The following is a 16,411-nucleotide window of genomic DNA, read 5'->3' as shown; positions in this document are numbered from 1 at the left end:
AGACTGCCTCCGTTGCACGCCGCGAGCGAACCCCGCCCCGTGCCAACCCCGCCGCACGGCCGCGGCAGTCCCCGCCGCATCGTCAGCAGGCGCCTGAAAGGAACCAGTGTGACCACGAACGCCCCAGCACCGCTGTTGAGTCGCCGCCAGATCAACCTCATCGTCGGCGGCCTCATGGTGGGCATGTTCCTGGCAGCGCTCGACCAGATGATCGTCGCGACCGCCATCCGCACCATCGGCGACGACCTCAACGGCCTCACCCTCCAGGCGTGGGTCACCACGGCCTACATGATCGCGGCCACCATCTCCACCCCGCTGTACGGCAAGCTCTCGGACATCTTCGGCCGCAAGCCGCTGTACGTGTTCTCGCTGAGCGCCTTCGTGCTGGGCTCGCTGCTGTGCGGCACCGCCACCTCGATGTACGAACTCGCCGCCTACCGTGGCGTTCAGGGTCTTGGCGCCGGCGGCCTCATGGCCCTCGCGCTCATCATTCTTGGCGACATGCTCTCGCCCCGCGAGCGCACCAAGTACCAGGCGTTCTTCTTTGTAGTGTGGGGCGTCGCCTCAGTGCTTGGGCCTGTGCTCGGCGGGTTCTTTGCCGATGCCGACCAGCTGCTCGGCTTCGCCGGTTGGCGCTGGATCTTCCTCATGAACGTGCCGCTCGGCGCGGTCGCACTGATGGTCATTCTGCGCGTGCTCCACCTGCCAGCCACCCACAAGCGGGTGCGCATCGACTGGTGGGGCGTCGCCACGCTGGTGATCGCGCTCGTGCCCATGCTGCTGGTGGTCGAGCAGGGCAGGGACTGGGGTTGGACGTCCCCGCTCGTACTCACGCTGATCGGCCTCGCCCTCGCCGGCATCGTCGGCTTTGTGCGCGCCGAACTGGTCGCTGGCGACGACGCCCTTCTCCCGCCGCGCATCTTCAGGAACCGCACCGTCTCTGTCTCGACCGGCCTCAACTTCATCATGGGCTTCGCGATGTTCGGCGGCATGGCGGGACTCCCGCTCTACACGCAGATTTCCAAGGGCATGTCGCCCACAGCCTCTGGCCTCGCGATGCTTCCCATGACGATCGGCATCATGATGATGGCCGGCATCTCCGCGCGGGTTATCCACCAGACCGGCCGCTACCGCATCTTCCCCATCATCGGCACCTCCTTGCTGGTCATCGCCTGCATTGACCTGTCCACGCTCTCGGCCGACAGCCCGCTGTGGCACCTGTTCGTCGGCGCCGCCCTGTTCGGACTCGGCCTCGGCGGCGTGATGCAGCCGAACATGCTCGCCGTGCAGAACGCGGTGCAGCCACGCGACATGGGCACCGGTTCCGCCTCCGTGATGTTCTTCAGGCAGATCGGCGGCTCGCTCGGCACGGCCGTGTTCCTCTCCGTCATGTTCGGCACCGTCGCGTCCGACATTGGCGACGAACTCTCCGCCGCGTCCCAGACCGCGCAGTTCCAGGAGGTGATCGCGGATCCCGCCACGGCCGAGAACCCCACCAATGCCGCCATCATCGCGACGCTTCAAGCAGGCACTCTTGACGCAGGCGAGGACGCTGGCCTGTCGCTCGACGACACGTCGTTCCTTCAGGACGCCGACCCCGTACTCGCGGCCCCCATCCGAGAGGGCTTCGCCGACGCGATCACCCGAGTGCTGCTGATGTCCGGCTTCATTGCCATCGGCGGGCTGCTGTTCGCGCTGTTCATTCCTCACGTGCCGCTGCAGGAGAAGTCCGGCCTGGAGACGATGCGGGACGAGGAGGCGGCCAAGGCCGCCGGCGGTCGCGGCGCCGACGTTGAAGGCGAGGGTCGCGCCGACGTTGATGGTGAGGGTCGCGAGGACGCCACGGCCGACGCTCGGGACGGGGACGCTACCGAACCAGCCGACGCGTCGGGCCGACCGGAGGCGTAACCGGCTGTCGCGAAGAATCGCGCGAAGGCGGGTCTCTTCTCTAGTCTCGGAGTATGAGCGATGCACCCGGATTGACAGCTGCCCAGAACAAGATGCGCGCGGCGGGCGTGAACCAGGCCGCGATCGACGTCTTCAGTCACTATTACGGCGAACTTGAGGCGGGGGCCACCGGCCTGATCCTCGAGGACACCATCGAGCCGCTCACCGACCCCACGCACCTCGCGAATGTCGCCGTCGACGAGGAGGCGGGCAAGGCCGCCCTGGCGAAGACCGCGGTCATCAAACTCAACGGCGGTCTCGGCACCTCGATGGGGATGGACCGGGCCAAGTCGCTCCTGCCCGTGCGCAACGAGCAGAGCTTCCTGGACGTCATCGTCGGGCAGGTGCAGAAGGCCAGAGCTGCCACCGGCGCTCAGTTGCCGCTCGTGCTGATGAACTCGTTCCGCACTCGCGACGACTCTCTCGCGGCGCTTGCTGCGCACCCAGGCCTTCAACTTGACGACTTGCCGCTCGACTTCGTGCAGAACAAGGAGCCCAAGTTGCTCGTGGACGGTCTCACACCCGTCGAGTGGCCAGCCGACCCTGACCTTGAGTGGTGCCCTCCCGGCCACGGCGACATCTACACGGCGATTCTTGCGTCTGGCGTGCTCGATGCCCTGCTTGAGGCGGGCTTCCGCTACGCCTCAGTGTCCAACTCCGACAACCTCGGCGCCGTCCCCGACGCGCGCATCGCCGGCTGGTTCGCTGCGTCAGGCGCGCCCTACGCCGCAGAACTGTGCGAGCGCACGGCCGCAGACCGCAAGGGCGGCCACCTCGCGGTGCGCAAGGCCGACGGTCAGTTGATCCTGCGCGACACCGCGCAGACGGCCGAAGACGAGATGCACTTCTTCACCGACGAACACCACCACCCGTTCTTCCACACCAACAACCTGTGGTGGGACCTGCAGAAGTTGAATACCGCGCTCACCGAGAGGGGCGCCGTGCTCGGCCTGCCGCTCATCCGCAACACCAAGAACGTGGACCCGACGGATAAGGCGTCGCCGCAGGTCTTCCAGATCGAGACGGCGATGGGTGCCGCGATCGAGGTGTTCGAGGGCGCCACCGCGATCGTGGTGGGCCGCGACAGGTTCCTGCCCGTCAAGACCACCAACGATCTGCTGGTGCTGCGCTCCGACGCCTACGAGCTCGAGGACGACGGGGCCCTGCGACTAGCGGTGCGCCGGGCGCCCCTCGTGGACCTCGACCCCGCTTTCTACAAGACGATGGCCGACTTTGACGCCCGCTTCCCGCACGGGGCGCCGTCACTACGCGAGGCATCGTCGCTGACCGTCAAGGGCGACTGGACGTTCGGCAAGGGCGTCATTGTGCGCGGGACCGTGGTGTTGCAGGACAGCGACGGGCAGCGCAATGCGGTGCCAGACGGCGCCTTGCTCGACGGCGTGGTGATGGAGGGCTGAGCCCCCTCGCCAGCCCAGGCGACGGCCGACGCCGCGGTGTGGGCTAGGTGTACTGACCTCGACCGTTGTTGATTCGGTCGATGGGTGAGGCTCCGCCGATGCCGAGGTGGGCTCTGTCTAGGTTGTAGTGGTCGAGCCATGGTTGCAAGGAGGACGCGCGGTCGGTGTTCGATGTCCAGGGCTGGGCGTAAGCCCATTCGGTTGCGAGGGTCCGGTTCAGGCGTTCGACTTTCCCGTTGGTCCAGGGGCAGTGGGGCTTGATGAACTTTTGGGTGATGCCGTGCGCGGCGATCACGGCGTGGAATGCGGTGGAGTGTCGGTAGGCGAACGCGTTGTCGCTGATGACGCGTTCGATGTTGACGCCGAGCGTGGCGTAGAACGCGATCGCGCGTTCGAGGACACCTGCTGCGGTGGTGCCTTTCTCGTCGTCGTGGATCTCGGCGTAGGCGACGCGGGAGTGGTCGTCGATCACGGTGTGGATGTAGTCGTAGCCGACTTGGTGATGGGACGTTCGATGAACAGCGGGGCTCTGTGTCGGGTCCGACCTCCATCCACCGCCGTCTGGGATGCGTCCGAGTTTCTTCACGTCGATATGGATCAGGGAGCCCGGATGGTCGTGTTCGTAACGCCGCGCGGAGCGGCGGACGGCACGGATCACCGTCCCGGTGACCGGGTCGATGTCCCGAAGCAACGGCACTGTGTGACGGTGAAGGACGCGACCAACGGTTGAGGCGTGCATCCCAAGTTTGCCTGCGATGAACACCGGGCCGCGTCGGGTCAGGTGACGCATGATCCGCACCCGTGTCTCGATGCACGCACTCGTGCGGGATGGGTGCGAGCGGGCGCAACTCGATCTGTCGACCATGCCCGCCGGGCCAAGTTCGCGAAACCGACGCCACCACCGCCACGCGGTCGTGCGTGAGATGCCCATCTCGGCTGCAACATGGGCGACTGCGCGACCAGTTTGGATGCGCTGGACCATGACGAGTCTGCCGGCCGGAGTCAGGCGGGCATTAGCGTGGGACATGAGAGACCTCCGTGGAATCGAGCTGAAGAACTAGACAGCTCCAACTCGACCCCGGAGGTCTCTCCTACGTCAACAACGATCCGGGTCAGTACAGCTAGGCCCAGACCAACCCGTGAGCCGGGTCGTTCATCACGCGGCCCACGTCGTACAGCAACCGCGCGCCCAGTTCGCCGTCCACCAAGCGGTGGTCAAAGCTGAGCGCGAGTTGAGTGACCCAGCGAATCTGGATCTCGCCCTCGTGAACCCACGGCTGTTGGCGGATCGCGCCAAACGCGAGAATCGCCGACTCACCGGGGTTAAGGATCGGGGTTCCTGTGTCGATGCCGAGCGCTCCCACGTTGGTGATGGTGATGGTGCCATCGGCCATGCGAGCGGGCGGGACCCTGCCGCTGCGTGCCTCGGCCGTGAGGTGCTGCAACTCGGTCGCGAGCGCGTGCAGGGGCAGCCGGTGGGCGTCCTTGATGTTGGGCACGACGAGGCCGCGGGGCGTCGACGCGGCGATGCCGAGGTTGACGTAGTGCTTGTAGACGATCTCTTGACGCTCGTCGTCCCACGAGGCATTGACCTCGGGGTGGCGACGCACCGCGAGCAACAGCGCCTTGGCGACCAACAACAGGGGGGTGACCCGCACGTCGGCGAAGTCCTTGTCCGCCTTGAGCTTGGCCACCAGGTTCATGGTCTCGGTCACGTCAACGGTGAGGAACTCCGTCACGTGCGGCGCGGTGAAGGCGGACTGCACCATCGCCTCGGCCGTGCGCTTGCGCACGGACTTCACGGGAACGCGCGTCGAGCGGCCGTCGTCGTTCGAGTAGCCGGTCTCGAGCCACGGCTGATCGTCGTTCGCGTAGGTGGCGAGCCTCTGCGCCGCAGTGGCCTTGACCTTCTGCTCGACGTCCCCCCGCGTCACGAGCCCTCCTGGGCCGGACGGAGTGATCGTGGTGAGGTCGACGCCCAACTCCTTGGCGAGCTTGCGCACCGGCGGCTTCGCAAGCACGGGGTAGTCGGTGTCGCCTACGCCGCCGATCTGCTCCACCACCTCGACGTTGCGGGGGCGGCGGTGCACCGCGTCGGCCTTGACGCCGTAACCCACAAGCACGGCGCCCGAGCCCTCGTTCTGTGTGCCCCCAGCGTCGGCCGTTGCCCCGCCACCCTGCCCGACAGTACGAACCGGATTGGCGCCTGACACGCCGGGAGAAGCCTCGCCGACGCCGGTTCCGGTCGGCGCGTCGGCCCGGGTTTGGTTCGGAGTGTCCGAGGGGGCGGCGGGGTTCGAGGGGGCGGTGGGGGCGGTGGGGGCGGCGTCGGCGTGGTCCGCGAAAGGCGGCGGGTCGGCGACTGCGGGGGCCTCACCCTCGGGCGCCGGCGGACCGTCGGGGTCGATGTCGAAGATGCAGATGGGCGAGCCCACCTCGACGGTATCGCCCTCGCTCGCCACCAGTTCAGTGACGATCCCATCAACAGGACACGGCAGCTCGACCAGGGACTTCGCAGTCTCGATCTCGACCAGTGGCTGGTTGATCTCCACCCGGTCGCCCACGGCGACGCGCCACGTCACCACGTCGGCCTCGGTAAGACCCTCGCCCGCGTCTGGCAACGGGAAACTCTGGAACTTGGGCATCGGAACTCCTAGTGGGCCATCACGGCGTCGACTGCGTCGAGCACTCGGTCGAGTGAGGGAAGGTAGTCGTGCTCGTGGGTGGAGCCAGGGTACGGGGTGTGGAAGCCGCCCACGCGCAGCACGGGTGCCTCGAGCCGGAAGAAGGCGAGCTCGTTGATGCGGGCCGCGATCTCGGCGCCGGTGCCGAAGGCCACGGGCGCCTCGTGCACCACCACTGCACGCCCGGTGCGCTTGACCGAGGCGATCACGGTGTCAAAGTCGATCGGCGAGATGGACCGCAGGTCGATGACCTCCACCGAAATGCCGTCCTTCGCCGCGACGGCGGCAGCCTGCAAAGCCAGCCGCACCGTCGGCCCGTATGCGAGCAGCGTCACGTCGGTGCCAGGGCTCGCGATGCGGGCACTGCTCATCTCCGCTGTGCCCGCAGAAGCGCCAGCGTCGGCGCCCAACTGGCCGGCCACGCGTGCGGTGTCCACCTCGCCCTTGTCCCAATACCTGGCCTTGGGCTCGAAGAACATCACCGGGTCCGGCGACGCGATCGCCTGCTGGATCATGTCGAAGCCGTCTTGAGGCGTGGCTGGAGTGATGATGCGGAGGCCTGGCGTGTGCGCGAACAGGGCCTCTGGGCTTTCCGAGTGGTGCTCGATCGCGCCGATGCCTCCGGCGTAGGGCACGCGGATGACGACGGGCACCGAGACGCGGCCTTGAGAGCGGTAGTGCAGTTTGGCGAGCGACGTGGTGATCTGGTCGTAGGCGGGGAAGATGAAGCCGTCGAACTGAATCTCCACCACCGGACGGTAGCCGCGCATCGACATGCCGATCGCGGTGCCGACGATGCCAGACTCGGCTAGCGGGGTATCAATCACCCTGCGCTCACCGAAGTCCTTGTGCAATCCGTCCGTCACGCGGAACACTCCGCCGAGCGCGCCGATGTCCTCGCCCATCAGCACGACCTTGGGGTCGCGATCCATGGCGGCACGCAATCCCGCGTTGATGGCGCCTGCGAGGGTGAGAGTGCGCACCGTCGTGGGCGCCTCCGAGGCGGCCTGGTCCTGTGAAGGCAACGTTGCGGTCATCGGGCCACCTCCGCGTCGGCGAACGTCGCCTCGTAGTTCTCGAACCAGGTGCGCTCCGCCTCGACGCGAGCGTGGGGCTCCGCGTAGACGTGCTCAAAGATCAGGTGCTTGGGGGGCTTGGGCCACGAGCGGACGGCCTCGCGCGTGCGCTTGCCCATCTCCTTGCACTCGGCCGCGACGGCTTCCACGAACTCCTCAGGCAACTCGCCGAGGGCGTTCAGGTGAGCCTCGAGTCTGGCGATCGGGTCGCGCTCGCGCCAGTAGTCCTCGTCGGCCCTGGTGCGGTACTTGGTGGGGTCGTCAGACGTGGTGTGTGCGCCCATGCGGTAGGTGAGGGCCTCGATCATGACAGGGCCGGCACCAGAGCGAGCGTGCTCCATGGCCCACGCCGTCACGGCGTGCACGGCGATGACGTCGTTGCCGTCGACCCTCACGTTCTCCATGCCCACGCCGTCGGCCCGCTGAGCGAGCGGCACCTTGGACTGGCGCGTGGTGGACTCGGAAATGGCGAACTGATTGTTCTGCACAAAGAACACGATGGGCGCGTTGTTCACCGAGGCGAAGATGAGCGCCTCGTTGACGTCGCCCTGGCTGGTCGCGCCGTCTCCGAAGTAGCAGATCACGGCCCCGTCGGACTCGGGCTTGCCGGAGCCGACCAGCCCGTCCCAGTCCATGGCTTGCGCGTAGCCGACGGCGTGCAGCGAGTGCGCGCCGATCACCAGGGTGTAGAGGTGGAAGTTGTGTGCCGCCGGGTCCCACGCTCCGTGCTGGTGGCCGCGGAAGGTCCGCAGGATCTCGGGCAGGTCGATACCGCGCTTCAAGGCGACGCCGTGCTCGCGGTAGCTGGGGAACACGTAGTCGGGATCGCGCAACACGCTCGCGGAGCCGATCTGGGCGGCCTCCTGGCCGAGCGAGGCGACCCAGAGGCCCAGTTCGCCCTGGCGTTGCAAGCTGGTCGACTCGTTGTCGAAGGCTCGCGTGAGCATCATGTCGCGCCAGAAGCCGCGCAAGTCGTCGGCCGTGATGTCGGCGGCGTAGGGACCAAACCTCGAATCCTCGACTCGCTCGCCCTTGTGGTCAAGGAGGCGGACGAGTCCCTCTTCTGACAGCGGCCCGATGCCTGCCATGCGCACCCCTTTGCGGTCTCAACGATGTGGGTCAGTGGTCCCGCGCGGAGGCACCGCTCGGTAACCTACGCAAGCGTAGGCTACGGTTCCGTAGGTTGGCAAGTGATCGACCCACGGGAGCGGCCGCCCAGGCCTACTTGTCCTCTGTTGGCCCCTGACCCGGAGGGGCCTTCGCTGCGGGCTTCTTGGTCGCTGTGCTGCGCGGCTTCCGCGAGTCGGCGTCGGCGGGCTTGTTGGCACTAGCGTCGGCAGCGCCATCGGCAGGCTTGGCGGCAGGAGCGTCGGCAGCGCCTTCAGTGCCCTTGGCCGGCGGCGGGGCCGCAGGGCCGTCGCCCGGCTTGGGGGCAGGGGGATCGGCAAGCTGCTTCTGGGCAGGAGTTGCGGGTGCCGCAGCAAGCGGACCAGCCGTCGCCGCGCCGGGAGTGACCGCTGCGGTCGCGTTCTTGTCGGCCTGAACCCTGCGATACCTCGCGCTCTCCGCCTCGGCCTTCTCCCGATCCAGCCGCGCCTGGTCCATGCGACGCCTGGCTTCTTCTTCGATCTGCTTGCGTCGCTCGGCCTCCTTGATGGCGGCGCGCTCCCTGCTGGGCAACATGAGGTCGTTCGCCTCGATCACGCCGATCGCCTCGTCACGCTCCTTGAGCGCCGGCCACTTCAACATGCCGAACAACAGGAACAGGATGAACCCCAGGCCGGGCACGAGTACGGCGAGCGCTCCCCACCATCCCGAGTAGCCGGCCTTCTTGGCGATGGCAACGCCCACGATGAGCGTGAGAACGAGCACCGCGATGGACACGATGAGGGCGGTCCACCCTGCCGTCTCAAGGAAATCAGCGACCCTGGTGCCCACCTCCTCGCTGTCTTCTGGGGCCAAAACCCTGACAGAGCTAAGCATGATCGGTCCTTTCCTTGGGGCGTCAGTCGTGACGACTTCCGTCGGGCACTGGCAGCGGGGACGCCACCTGCACCTACCTCGTTTCTACACGCGCCAGCCCAAGCCCGCGAGTCCAGCGATCACGGCGTCGTTCTCTTCTGGGTCCCCGATCGTGATGCGAACCCCCTCGTCAGCGAAGGGTCGCACCAAGATCGCCGGGCTCTGGGAGCCGAGGTGCGCGACCAGTTCACCGGTGCGTTCCCGGGCTCCAATCCACACAAAGTTGCCTTGAGCGTCGGGCACCGACCAGCCGTCGGCGGCAAGGGCCGCGACCACGCGCTCCCGCTCGGCAACGATGCCCTCCACGCGCGCCAACAACTCGTCCTGTGCCGCGAGCGAGGCGAGAGCCGCCGTTTGCGCTACCGAGGAGACCGAGAACGGCGTCACGCACGCACGCACAGGAGCGAGCACATCGGACAGGCCAAAGGCGAAGCCGACGCGCAGGCCGGCCAGGCCGTAGGCCTTTGACATGGTGCGCAGCACGACGACGTTGGGATGGGCCTTCCACGCGTCGTCGCCGATGTAGCGGTTGCCGTCCACGGCGGAAGCGTCCGTCACGAACTCCACATACGCCTCATCAAGAACGACAAGGACGGACGGCGGAACCTTGTCGACGAACGCGGCAAACTCGTCGGCCGTGACCGCGGGCCCGGTCGGGTTATTGGGAGAGCAAACCATCACCGCTGCCGTGTCATCCGTGATGAGCGCGGCCATCGCGTCGAGGTCGTGCCGTCCGTCCGGCGCGAGGGGCGCGGTCACGGGGGTCGCTCCGGTAAGCGCCGTGAGAATGGGATAGGCCTCGAAACTGCGCCATGCATAGACGACCTCGCGGCCTGGCCCGGCGTAGGCCTGGAGCAGGTGCGCGAGCACCGCCACCGAGCCGGCACCCACGATGACGTTTTCCGGTGCCACGCCCTGACGCTCCGCGAGCGCGTTCACCAACTCCCCAGCGAACATGTCGGGGTAGCGGTTGACCGAGCCGCCAGCGGTGGCGATGGCCTGCGCGACGGAAGGCAACGGCGCCAGCGCGTTCTCGTTGGAGGAGAGCTTGATGGGCGCGGGGCCCGAAGCGGAGCCGCGAGCGCCGGGCACGTAGCGCGGCAACGAGGAAACGTTGGGTAAAGGTTCTGGTAGCACCATTGTCCAAGCATGCCAGCGCCGTGCCAGAATCGATGCATGAGATTTGTGATCAAGTCAGCGATTGCCGCAGTGGCCGTGTGGGTGGCCACCGAACTGCCTCTCGACATTGCCGTGACCGGTGGCGAGAACGGAGACTGGTGGCATCGGCCGCTGGTCTTCCTCAGCATCGGCGTGGTGTTGGTGTTGCTCAACGCGATCCTGAAGCCGCTCATCAAGGTGCTGACGTTCCCTGTGCAGATCCTCACGCTTGGGCTGTTCTCGTTCGTGATCGCGTGGTTCATGCTGTGGCTGACGTCGTGGATCACGGACAAGATCGACTTCGCGACGCTGACGGTGGGCGGCTTCTGGAAGACCCTGTTCGCCGCCGTCGTGATCGCGCTGGTCAGCAGCCTGCTCGAGGCGATCATCCCCGGCGCCAAGAAGAAGGACTAGCGCGAGCCGCCACTCCCTGGCGCGGAGTGTTTCCCGTGAAACAATGACGCCGTGACCTCGCCGAATGCTGCCGCCCATCCGCTGATCCCTACGGTGTCCCTCGCGGGCCTGGAGCCGGCCATCGCGCTCGGCCCGCTCGACGGCCGCTACCGCGGCGCCGTCGCCGGGCTGGTCGACTACCTGTCAGAGCCGGCGCTTAACCGCATGCGCCTGCACGTCGAGGTCGAGTGGTTCATTCACCTGTGCGAGGTGGGCGCGGTGCCGGGGGTGCGCGCGCTCACCGCGACCGAGACTGAGCTGCTGCGCGGCATCCCCGCAGACTTCGACGCCACAACCATCGCCGAGCACGCCACGTTTGAGCGCGAGACGGTGCACGACGTCAAGGCGATCGAGTATGTGATCAAGGCGCGCATCGCGGGCACTTCGCTGGAGCCGCTACGCGAGCTGGTCCACTTCGCGTGTACGTCGGAGGACATCAACAACCTGTCGTATGCGCTGATGATTCAGGGCGCAGTGCGCGACGTGTGGCTGCCCGCCGCGCAGGGCCTGGTGGGCGAGTTGGCGGAGATGGCTCGTGCCGCCAAGTCCCAGCCGATGCTCGCCCGCACCCACGGCCAACCGGCCACGCCGACGACGTTGGGCAAGGAGCTCGCAGTCGTCGCCCACCGCTTGACGCGCCAGCTACGTCGCGTCGAGGGCGCCGAGTACCTGGGCAAGATCAACGGCGCGACAGGGACGTTCGGGGCCCACGCGGCCGCAGTGCCCGGTACCGACTGGGTCGAAGTGTCTCGCACCTTTGTCGAGGGGCTGGGCCTCGCGTGGAACCCGCTGACCACGCAGATCGAGTCGCACGACTGGCAGGCGGAGTTGTACGCAGACGTCGCCCGCTTTGGCCGCATCCTGCACAACCTGGCCACGGATGTGTGGACCTACATCTCGCTGGGCTTCTTCGCGCAAGTGCGCGGCCAGGGGACGATCGGGTCCAGCGCGATGCCGCACAAGGTCAACCCCATCCGCTTCGAGAACGCCGAGGCCAACCTCGAGATCTCCGCCGCCTTGCTCGACACCCTGGGCGCCACCCTGGTCACCAGCCGCATGCAGCGCGACCTTACCGACTCGACCAGCCAGCGCAACATCGGCGTCGCGTTCGGACACTCGCTGCTCGCGATCGACAACGTGCGCCGCGGACTCGCCGGCCTGGACGTCAACCCCGCCGCGCTCGAGGCCGACCTCGACGCCAACTGGGAGGTGCTCGCCGAGCCCATCCAGTCGGCCATGCGCGCCGCCGCGATCGCCGGCGTGCCCGGCATGGACAACCCCTACGAGACTCTGCGCGACCTCACGCGCGGCCGTCGCATCAACGCCGACGACGTGCGCACCTTTGTGGCAGGACTTGGCCTTCCCGCCGACGCCGCCGAGCGCCTCATCGCCCTGACTCCAGCGTCGTACGTCGGCTTGGCAGAGAAACTGGTGGACGAATACTTGGCGTAGGCACACTCGCTCGCCGGGTCGCGGAACGCTACGGCGATGTCAGCGGCTGCCAGGCATACGCGAGCGCGGCAGGCTCTGACTTCAAACCGAAGGTGATACTGCCCGCCACCGCGTACATCACCGCGTCTTCGAGGGAAGCGACCCCGGGACACGTGGAGAAGTACGCCGGATCGACAACGTAGACACTCACCCCGTCGTCGTCCACCAGCCCGTGTGCCACGGGATATGGGACCAATGGCGTATTGGCGTCTTGCGTTCCAACGACCACCCCGCTCTCAACCAGAACCACGCCAACGCCGATCGCCGTGTCGCCCCTGCCGCCCCTGGCACTGCTCGGATCACCGATGACCCCCGCAGAGTACTCGTCGGGATCGTGCAGGCCGCGCGCCTCGACGAAGGGGACGCTCCCGTGGCCCGGCGCCGTGACTGTTTGCGTCGCCGCCTCCGCAGCGCTCACGGTGGTGAGTCCCGAGGCCTTGACCTCGACGCTCCGGCTGGTGTGCACAGGCGAATCCATGACGAATCCGCACTCGAAAGGCGAGCTCAGTGCTATCGCGGGCTCAGGGGAGGCGCTCTGCGGGTCGAGTGCTCGCCAAGGCGCCTGCGTGGCTCCCACCGCGAGCGCGCCAACGGCCACCACGGACGCCCCGCCGACGCCTGCCGCCTTCACCGTCCGGCGCGTGCGCACCCTGCGCGCAATGCTCGCGCCCCGCGCATCGGCGAACCGTGCTCCTGACATGCGCGACGCGTCGTCCGCCACCAGGTCGTCCATTGCTGCGTGAAATGAGTTCCCCATGTCAGCGCCTTTCCGTCCGTGAGTGGGTGACGACCGGCACTCGGTCGTCGTCGTGGTCTCCGAGCACCCCGGCCAGCCGCGCCGACGCGTCGGCCAAGTACCGCTTGACGGTTCCCTCGGCGAGCCCCAATTGGGTCGCGATCTGCGGCACCGTGAGGTCGTCGTAGAAGCGCAGCACCGTGCAAGCTCGCTCGCGTGGGGGCAGGCTCGCGAGCGCCGCGCGGACGTCGAGCACCGCGTCACGGTCCCCCATCTCGACGGCCTCCCCGGTGGAGCGGGCCTGCCGTTCGTCGGCCCCGTCACGCGTGCGCCGACGTCGCAAGCGGTCGATGAACACGGAAGGGATGGCTCGCCTCACGTACGCCTCCGCGGCGTTGACGTGGGTGAACGCGCGGCCCCTTGAGAAGGAGCGGACGAGGGCATCCTGCAGCACGTCCTCCGCCTCGGCCTCGCTACCCGTGAGCAGCCGCGCGTAGGCGAGCAGACCGGCGCCGCGTTCCCGCATCACCTGGTCGAGTACCGGCTCCCACCGTGCCACATCCGCCTCCGTCGCTAAGCCTGTCACGCACACAACGGGAGTGGTGGCACTGATCGTTGGGTGGCGTCGCAGGGTTGCCGCCGCGCGCTGATTACAGTGGGCGTCATGAACGATGCCGCGCCCGGGACCGCCGCGCCCCCAGCAGCCGCGACCAACACCCCCGTGATAGAAGACCCAGGCCCCGTCCCCACCGAGACGCCTAGCCGCATTCGCGCCGAGATCATCATCGTCTTCGCGCTGAGCCTCGGCCAAGCGGCCGTGTGGGCCATCATCAACCTGATCGAGCGCTACCAACGAGAGGTTGCAATTGGCGGCCAGACTGCCCAGGTCAACCCCTCTCGCTCGGACATCGAATACCTCGACCTGATCCGCCAGATCCTCGCCATTGGCTTCCGGCTCGTGCCGGTGCTCCTCGCGCTTTACCTCTTGTCCACGCACGGGCGCAGCTGGGCGCGGCGCCTCGGTTTGGCGGGCAACGGCCGACGCTGGGGCAAGGATCTCGCCCTCGGTGCCGGTTTGGCCGCGCTCATCGGGATACCGGGGATCGGCTTGTACGCGCTCGGTCGCGCGATCGGCCAGACCGTCCGGGTCGACACCTCCGGGCTCCCCGATCAGTGGTGGGCCGCCACCATCCTGCTCATGGCGGCCGCCTCGTGGGGAATCCTCGAAGAGGTGCTGGTGGTCGGCTACCTCATGACCAGGCTGCAGGACCTGAAGTGGTCCGTAACGGCGATCATCATCACGTCGGCGGTGCTACGCGGCGCGTACCACCTGTACCAAGGCTGGCCCATGGCGCTCGGCAACGTGGTGATGGGTCTCGTGTTCGCCTGGGCCTATCACCGCACCGGCCGGCTGCTGCCGATGATCGCGGCGCACTCGCTCATGGACGTGGTCGCCTTCGTGGGGCCAGAGGTCGCGCCCGAGTCGTTGCTCGATTGGCTGAACGTCTAGGGCTTCACGTCCGCGCCGAAGACCGGCGCGGGCGCCTCCTGCCAGGCATAGATCGGCTCGGAAACGGTCGAGCCGTCGCCAATGGCATAGCCAGCGACCAGATAGTAGGACAGGGAATCGACGTTGAGGTCAACGTCAACGTCGCACGCTATGAGTGCGGTGCGGTCAAAGACGAAGGCCTCGAGGTCGGCCCCCTCGCGGACTCGGTCGGAGATGAACCCTGGAGTGAGGCCCGACTCCTCCGGAACCACCGTCGTCACGACGGTGCCGTCACGTGTGCCCACAACGGACACGCCTTCCGCGATGAATCGTTCCGTCCACTGCCTGCCAGCGACGTAGGTGCGGCCAGGATCGAGGGGATCAAGCACGCTCGTCTCCGTGACGATTGCGCCCGACCCGCCGGGCATTCCTGTGATGGTGGCCCACATGCCATTGCCCGCTTCCACCTCGGACGCCGGCGCGCCGGCGCCAAACCTGCGGTTGAGCTCCGCGCCGATCTCTTGGTTGGACACGGGCTCCACCGCGATGGACAGTTGCTCCGTCGCGTACTCGGGAACAGGGAACTCGAAGCCGCACTGGAAGGGGCTCGTGATGTCCTCGACCCGCGCCGCAACCGTCGGGCTTGGCGCCGCCGTGGCGGACGGGCGCTCTTCCAAAGCGCTGGGAGTCGGCAAAGGGCTCTCGGTGACGCAGTCGCCGGAAGTAACGGTCTTGGGTTCCCCCGTCGCGCCCTCCTCAGCGGGCGGTGCCACGAAGCTGCCCTCGACAATGTCGTTGTCCGCGGGGACCGCAAGCGTCACAACCCCGCCGTCGTCCATCGCAATCACGAGGGTGCCAGCTGGGCTCACTTCGGCAACCTCAGTGAGCCCGGAGGCATGCGTCACCAACCAGGCGCCGTCTGCCTGGAACTCCGCCGAGACGATGATCTCCCCCGTGCTGCTGTCCATGAGAACCCACGAGCCGCCGTCTGCCTGCGTCTCAAGCTGGCGCGACTCCGTCACGGAGGGTGTGATCGTCACGCACGGGCCGCCACTCGCAGGGTTCATGGCGCGGTTTGCCGGCAACTGCGTCACGGCGAGCGCGAGCGCTCCCGCCGTCAGCATCGTCCCTCCGCCCACGCCCGCCGCGCGCACCGTCCGCCGTCGGCGCACCCTGCTCACCACCGCACCGCCGTAGAGCGCCGCGAAGTCCTCGTCCGCGAACCTCGCCGCGGCGTCGTCCATCTGCGCCGTCATCAAGTCCCTGAAGTCATCCATGTCAGTTCCTTCCCTTACTTGAATGCACCACGACGCGCACCACCTGCTGACCGCTGTCCCAGTCGACCTCGGTCCCCAAGATCCCCGCCAAGCGCGCCGACGCGTCGGACAGGTAGCGCTTGACGGTGCCATTCGCCAGATTGAGCCTCGCGGCGATCTGCGGCACCGTCAGGTCGTCGTAGAAACGCAACACGATGCACGTGCGCTCCCGGGGGGTTAGTTCTCGCAACGCCCGCCTCACGTCCATGACGGTGTCACGGTCGGAGGAGGGCGCTGGCAGGTGCGGATGATCCTCTGGCGCGCGCGGCACCGGCCGGCGCTTGCGGGAGCGATCGATCACCACGCTGCCGATCGCCTGCCGCACATACGACTCCGCCGCGTTGATGTGGTCGAATCGCCGCCCGCGCGAGAAGCTTCGCACCAGGGCGTCTTGAAGCACGTCGTGAGCCTCGGCGTCGTCTCCCGTGAGCATCGCCGCGTAAGCCAACAGGCGAGGCGCGCGTTCGCGCATCACCTGCTCGAGCATCGGCTCCCAGCGCGCCATCGGACCCCCTTGTGGATCATTGTCACCCTGAGAACGAGGTGAGGGCCGCGAATCGTTGGGGCAACTCCCGCGTGCCGGACACTGCGAACCGATCTCGCGCGCGACAGGCCGACGCG

General features: G+C 67.5%; 15 protein-coding genes. 5 read left to right on the top strand and 10 right to left on the bottom strand.

Translation table 11 applies throughout. The annotated features are described in order from the left end of the window. Positions 1-108 precede the first annotated feature (108 nt). Together LGT36_RS12245 and LGT36_RS12240 are read left to right on the top strand one after the other, a co-directional pair. The gene (locus tag LGT36_RS12245; RefSeq protein WP_226097344.1) at positions 109-1,908 is read left to right on the top strand and encodes an MDR family MFS transporter; all 1,800 of its coding nucleotides are present in this window, start codon (positions 109-111) and stop codon (positions 1,906-1,908) included. A 53-nt stretch (positions 1,909-1,961) separates the two neighbouring features. After that, entirely contained in the window at positions 1,962-3,365 is a 1,404-nt protein-coding gene (locus LGT36_RS12240; protein WP_226097345.1) for a UTP--glucose-1-phosphate uridylyltransferase, read from the top strand. Between the two features lie 43 nt (positions 3,366-3,408). On the opposite strand, the gene LGT36_RS12235 is transcribed toward LGT36_RS12240, so the two are convergent. The 6 genes from LGT36_RS12235 to LGT36_RS12210 all read right to left on the bottom strand — a co-directional run bounded on the left by LGT36_RS12235 (position 3,409) and on the right by LGT36_RS12210 (position 10,287). Continuing rightward, on the bottom strand, positions 3,409-4,392 hold the full coding sequence (locus LGT36_RS12235; protein WP_226097346.1) for an IS481 family transposase: 984 nt from the start codon (positions 4,390-4,392) through the stop codon (positions 3,409-3,411). A gap of 94 nt (positions 4,393-4,486) precedes the next feature. After that, the gene (locus LGT36_RS12230) at positions 4,487-6,010 is read right to left on the bottom strand and encodes a dihydrolipoamide acetyltransferase family protein (RefSeq protein ID WP_226097347.1); all 1,524 of its coding nucleotides are present in this window, start codon (positions 6,008-6,010) and stop codon (positions 4,487-4,489) included. An 8-nt stretch (positions 6,011-6,018) separates the two neighbouring features. Continuing rightward, positions 6,019-7,086 carry an alpha-ketoacid dehydrogenase subunit beta gene (locus LGT36_RS12225; RefSeq protein WP_226097348.1) on the bottom strand — a complete coding sequence of 356 codons (1,068 nt, stop codon included), beginning with the start codon at positions 7,084-7,086 and terminating at the stop codon, positions 6,019-6,021. Further along, on the bottom strand, positions 7,083-8,213 hold the full coding sequence (gene pdhA / locus LGT36_RS12220; RefSeq protein WP_226264648.1) for a pyruvate dehydrogenase (acetyl-transferring) E1 component subunit alpha: 1,131 nt from the start codon (positions 8,211-8,213) through the stop codon (positions 7,083-7,085). Before pdhA ends, LGT36_RS12225 begins: the two co-directional genes overlap by 4 nt. Before the next feature lie 133 nt (positions 8,214-8,346). Next, positions 8,347-9,108, bottom strand: coding sequence for a hypothetical protein (locus LGT36_RS12215; protein WP_226095428.1), 762 nt, complete (start codon positions 9,106-9,108; stop codon positions 8,347-8,349). An 84-nt stretch (positions 9,109-9,192) separates the two neighbouring features. Continuing rightward, positions 9,193-10,287 (bottom strand): histidinol-phosphate transaminase, encoded by a 1,095-nt coding sequence (locus tag LGT36_RS12210; RefSeq protein ID WP_226095429.1) that lies wholly within the window; start codon positions 10,285-10,287, stop codon positions 9,193-9,195. Positions 10,288-10,323: 36 nt separating this feature from the next. Between LGT36_RS12210 and LGT36_RS12205 the strand changes: the two genes are divergently transcribed. Both LGT36_RS12205 and purB read left to right on the top strand, forming a co-directional pair. Beyond that, positions 10,324-10,719, top strand: coding sequence for a phage holin family protein (locus tag LGT36_RS12205; protein ID WP_226095430.1), 396 nt, complete (start codon positions 10,324-10,326; stop codon positions 10,717-10,719). A gap of 51 nt (positions 10,720-10,770) precedes the next feature. Continuing rightward, positions 10,771-12,210 carry an adenylosuccinate lyase gene (gene purB / locus LGT36_RS12200; protein ID WP_226095431.1) on the top strand — a complete coding sequence of 480 codons (1,440 nt, stop codon included), beginning with the start codon at positions 10,771-10,773 and terminating at the stop codon, positions 12,208-12,210. Positions 12,211-12,238: 28 nt separating this feature from the next. Here purB and LGT36_RS12195 read toward each other — a convergent pair whose 3' ends face one another. Together LGT36_RS12195 and LGT36_RS12190 are read right to left on the bottom strand one after the other, a co-directional pair. Next, positions 12,239-13,006 (bottom strand): hypothetical protein, encoded by a 768-nt coding sequence (locus LGT36_RS12195; RefSeq protein ID WP_226095432.1) that lies wholly within the window; start codon positions 13,004-13,006, stop codon positions 12,239-12,241. Position 13,007: 1 nt separating this feature from the next. Then, complete coding sequence (locus LGT36_RS12190; protein ID WP_226095433.1) at positions 13,008-13,571, bottom strand: RNA polymerase sigma factor; 564 nt, start codon at positions 13,569-13,571, stop codon at positions 13,008-13,010. 78 nt (positions 13,572-13,649) lie between these two features. Here LGT36_RS12190 and LGT36_RS12185 point away from each other — a divergent pair, with 78 nt between their 5' ends. After that, positions 13,650-14,495, top strand: a complete 846-nt coding sequence (locus LGT36_RS12185; protein WP_226095434.1) for a CPBP family intramembrane glutamic endopeptidase — start codon at positions 13,650-13,652, stop codon at positions 14,493-14,495. Here LGT36_RS12185 and LGT36_RS12180 read toward each other — a convergent pair. Both LGT36_RS12180 and LGT36_RS12175 read right to left on the bottom strand, forming a co-directional pair. Then, positions 14,492-15,751 carry a hypothetical protein gene (locus LGT36_RS12180; protein WP_226095435.1) on the bottom strand — a complete coding sequence of 420 codons (1,260 nt, stop codon included), beginning with the start codon at positions 15,749-15,751 and terminating at the stop codon, positions 14,492-14,494. The genes LGT36_RS12185 and LGT36_RS12180 overlap by 4 nt on opposite strands. Before the next feature lies 1 nt (position 15,752). Further along, positions 15,753-16,295, bottom strand: a complete 543-nt coding sequence (locus LGT36_RS12175) for a sigma-70 family RNA polymerase sigma factor (RefSeq protein WP_226095436.1) — start codon at positions 16,293-16,295, stop codon at positions 15,753-15,755. Positions 16,296-16,411: the final 116 nt, after the last annotated feature.

The sequence above is a fragment of the Demequina sp. TMPB413 genome (assembly GCF_020447105.2).
Taxonomy (GTDB): Bacteria; Actinomycetota; Actinomycetes; order Actinomycetales; family Demequinaceae; genus Demequina.
The sequence above is the reverse complement of the archived record's forward strand: the minus strand, read 5'-3'. Positions and strand labels throughout refer to the sequence as shown.

Excerpts from the sequence above, each read along its gene's own strand:
- LGT36_RS12240 (WP_226097345.1), top strand. The coding sequence starts at position 1,962 with ATGAGCGATGCACCCGGATTGACAGCTGCCCAGAACAAGATGCGCGCG.
- LGT36_RS12225 (WP_226097348.1), bottom strand. The coding sequence starts at position 7,086 with ATGACCGCAACGTTGCCTTCACAGGACCAGGCCGCCTCGGAGGCGCCC.
- LGT36_RS12175 (WP_226095436.1), bottom strand. The coding sequence starts at position 16,295 with ATGGCGCGCTGGGAGCCGATGCTCGAGCAGGTGATGCGCGAACGCGCG.
- pdhA (WP_226264648.1), bottom strand. The coding sequence starts at position 8,213 with ATGGCAGGCATCGGGCCGCTGTCAGAAGAGGGACTCGTCCGCCTCCTT.
- LGT36_RS12195 (WP_226095432.1), bottom strand. The coding sequence starts at position 13,006 with ATGGGGAACTCATTTCACGCAGCAATGGACGACCTGGTGGCGGACGAC.
- LGT36_RS12180 (WP_226095435.1), bottom strand. The coding sequence starts at position 15,751 with ATGGATGACTTCAGGGACTTGATGACGGCGCAGATGGACGACGCCGCG.
- LGT36_RS12205 (WP_226095430.1), top strand. The coding sequence starts at position 10,324 with ATGAGATTTGTGATCAAGTCAGCGATTGCCGCAGTGGCCGTGTGGGTG.
- LGT36_RS12230 (WP_226097347.1), bottom strand. The coding sequence starts at position 6,010 with ATGCCCAAGTTCCAGAGTTTCCCGTTGCCAGACGCGGGCGAGGGTCTT.
- LGT36_RS12185 (WP_226095434.1), top strand. The coding sequence starts at position 13,650 with ATGAACGATGCCGCGCCCGGGACCGCCGCGCCCCCAGCAGCCGCGACC.
- LGT36_RS12210 (WP_226095429.1), bottom strand. The coding sequence starts at position 10,287 with ATGGTGCTACCAGAACCTTTACCCAACGTTTCCTCGTTGCCGCGCTAC.
- LGT36_RS12215 (WP_226095428.1), bottom strand. The coding sequence starts at position 9,108 with ATGCTTAGCTCTGTCAGGGTTTTGGCCCCAGAAGACAGCGAGGAGGTG.
- LGT36_RS12235 (WP_226097346.1), bottom strand. The coding sequence starts at position 4,392 with ATGTCCCACGCTAATGCCCGCCTGACTCCGGCCGGCAGACTCGTCATG.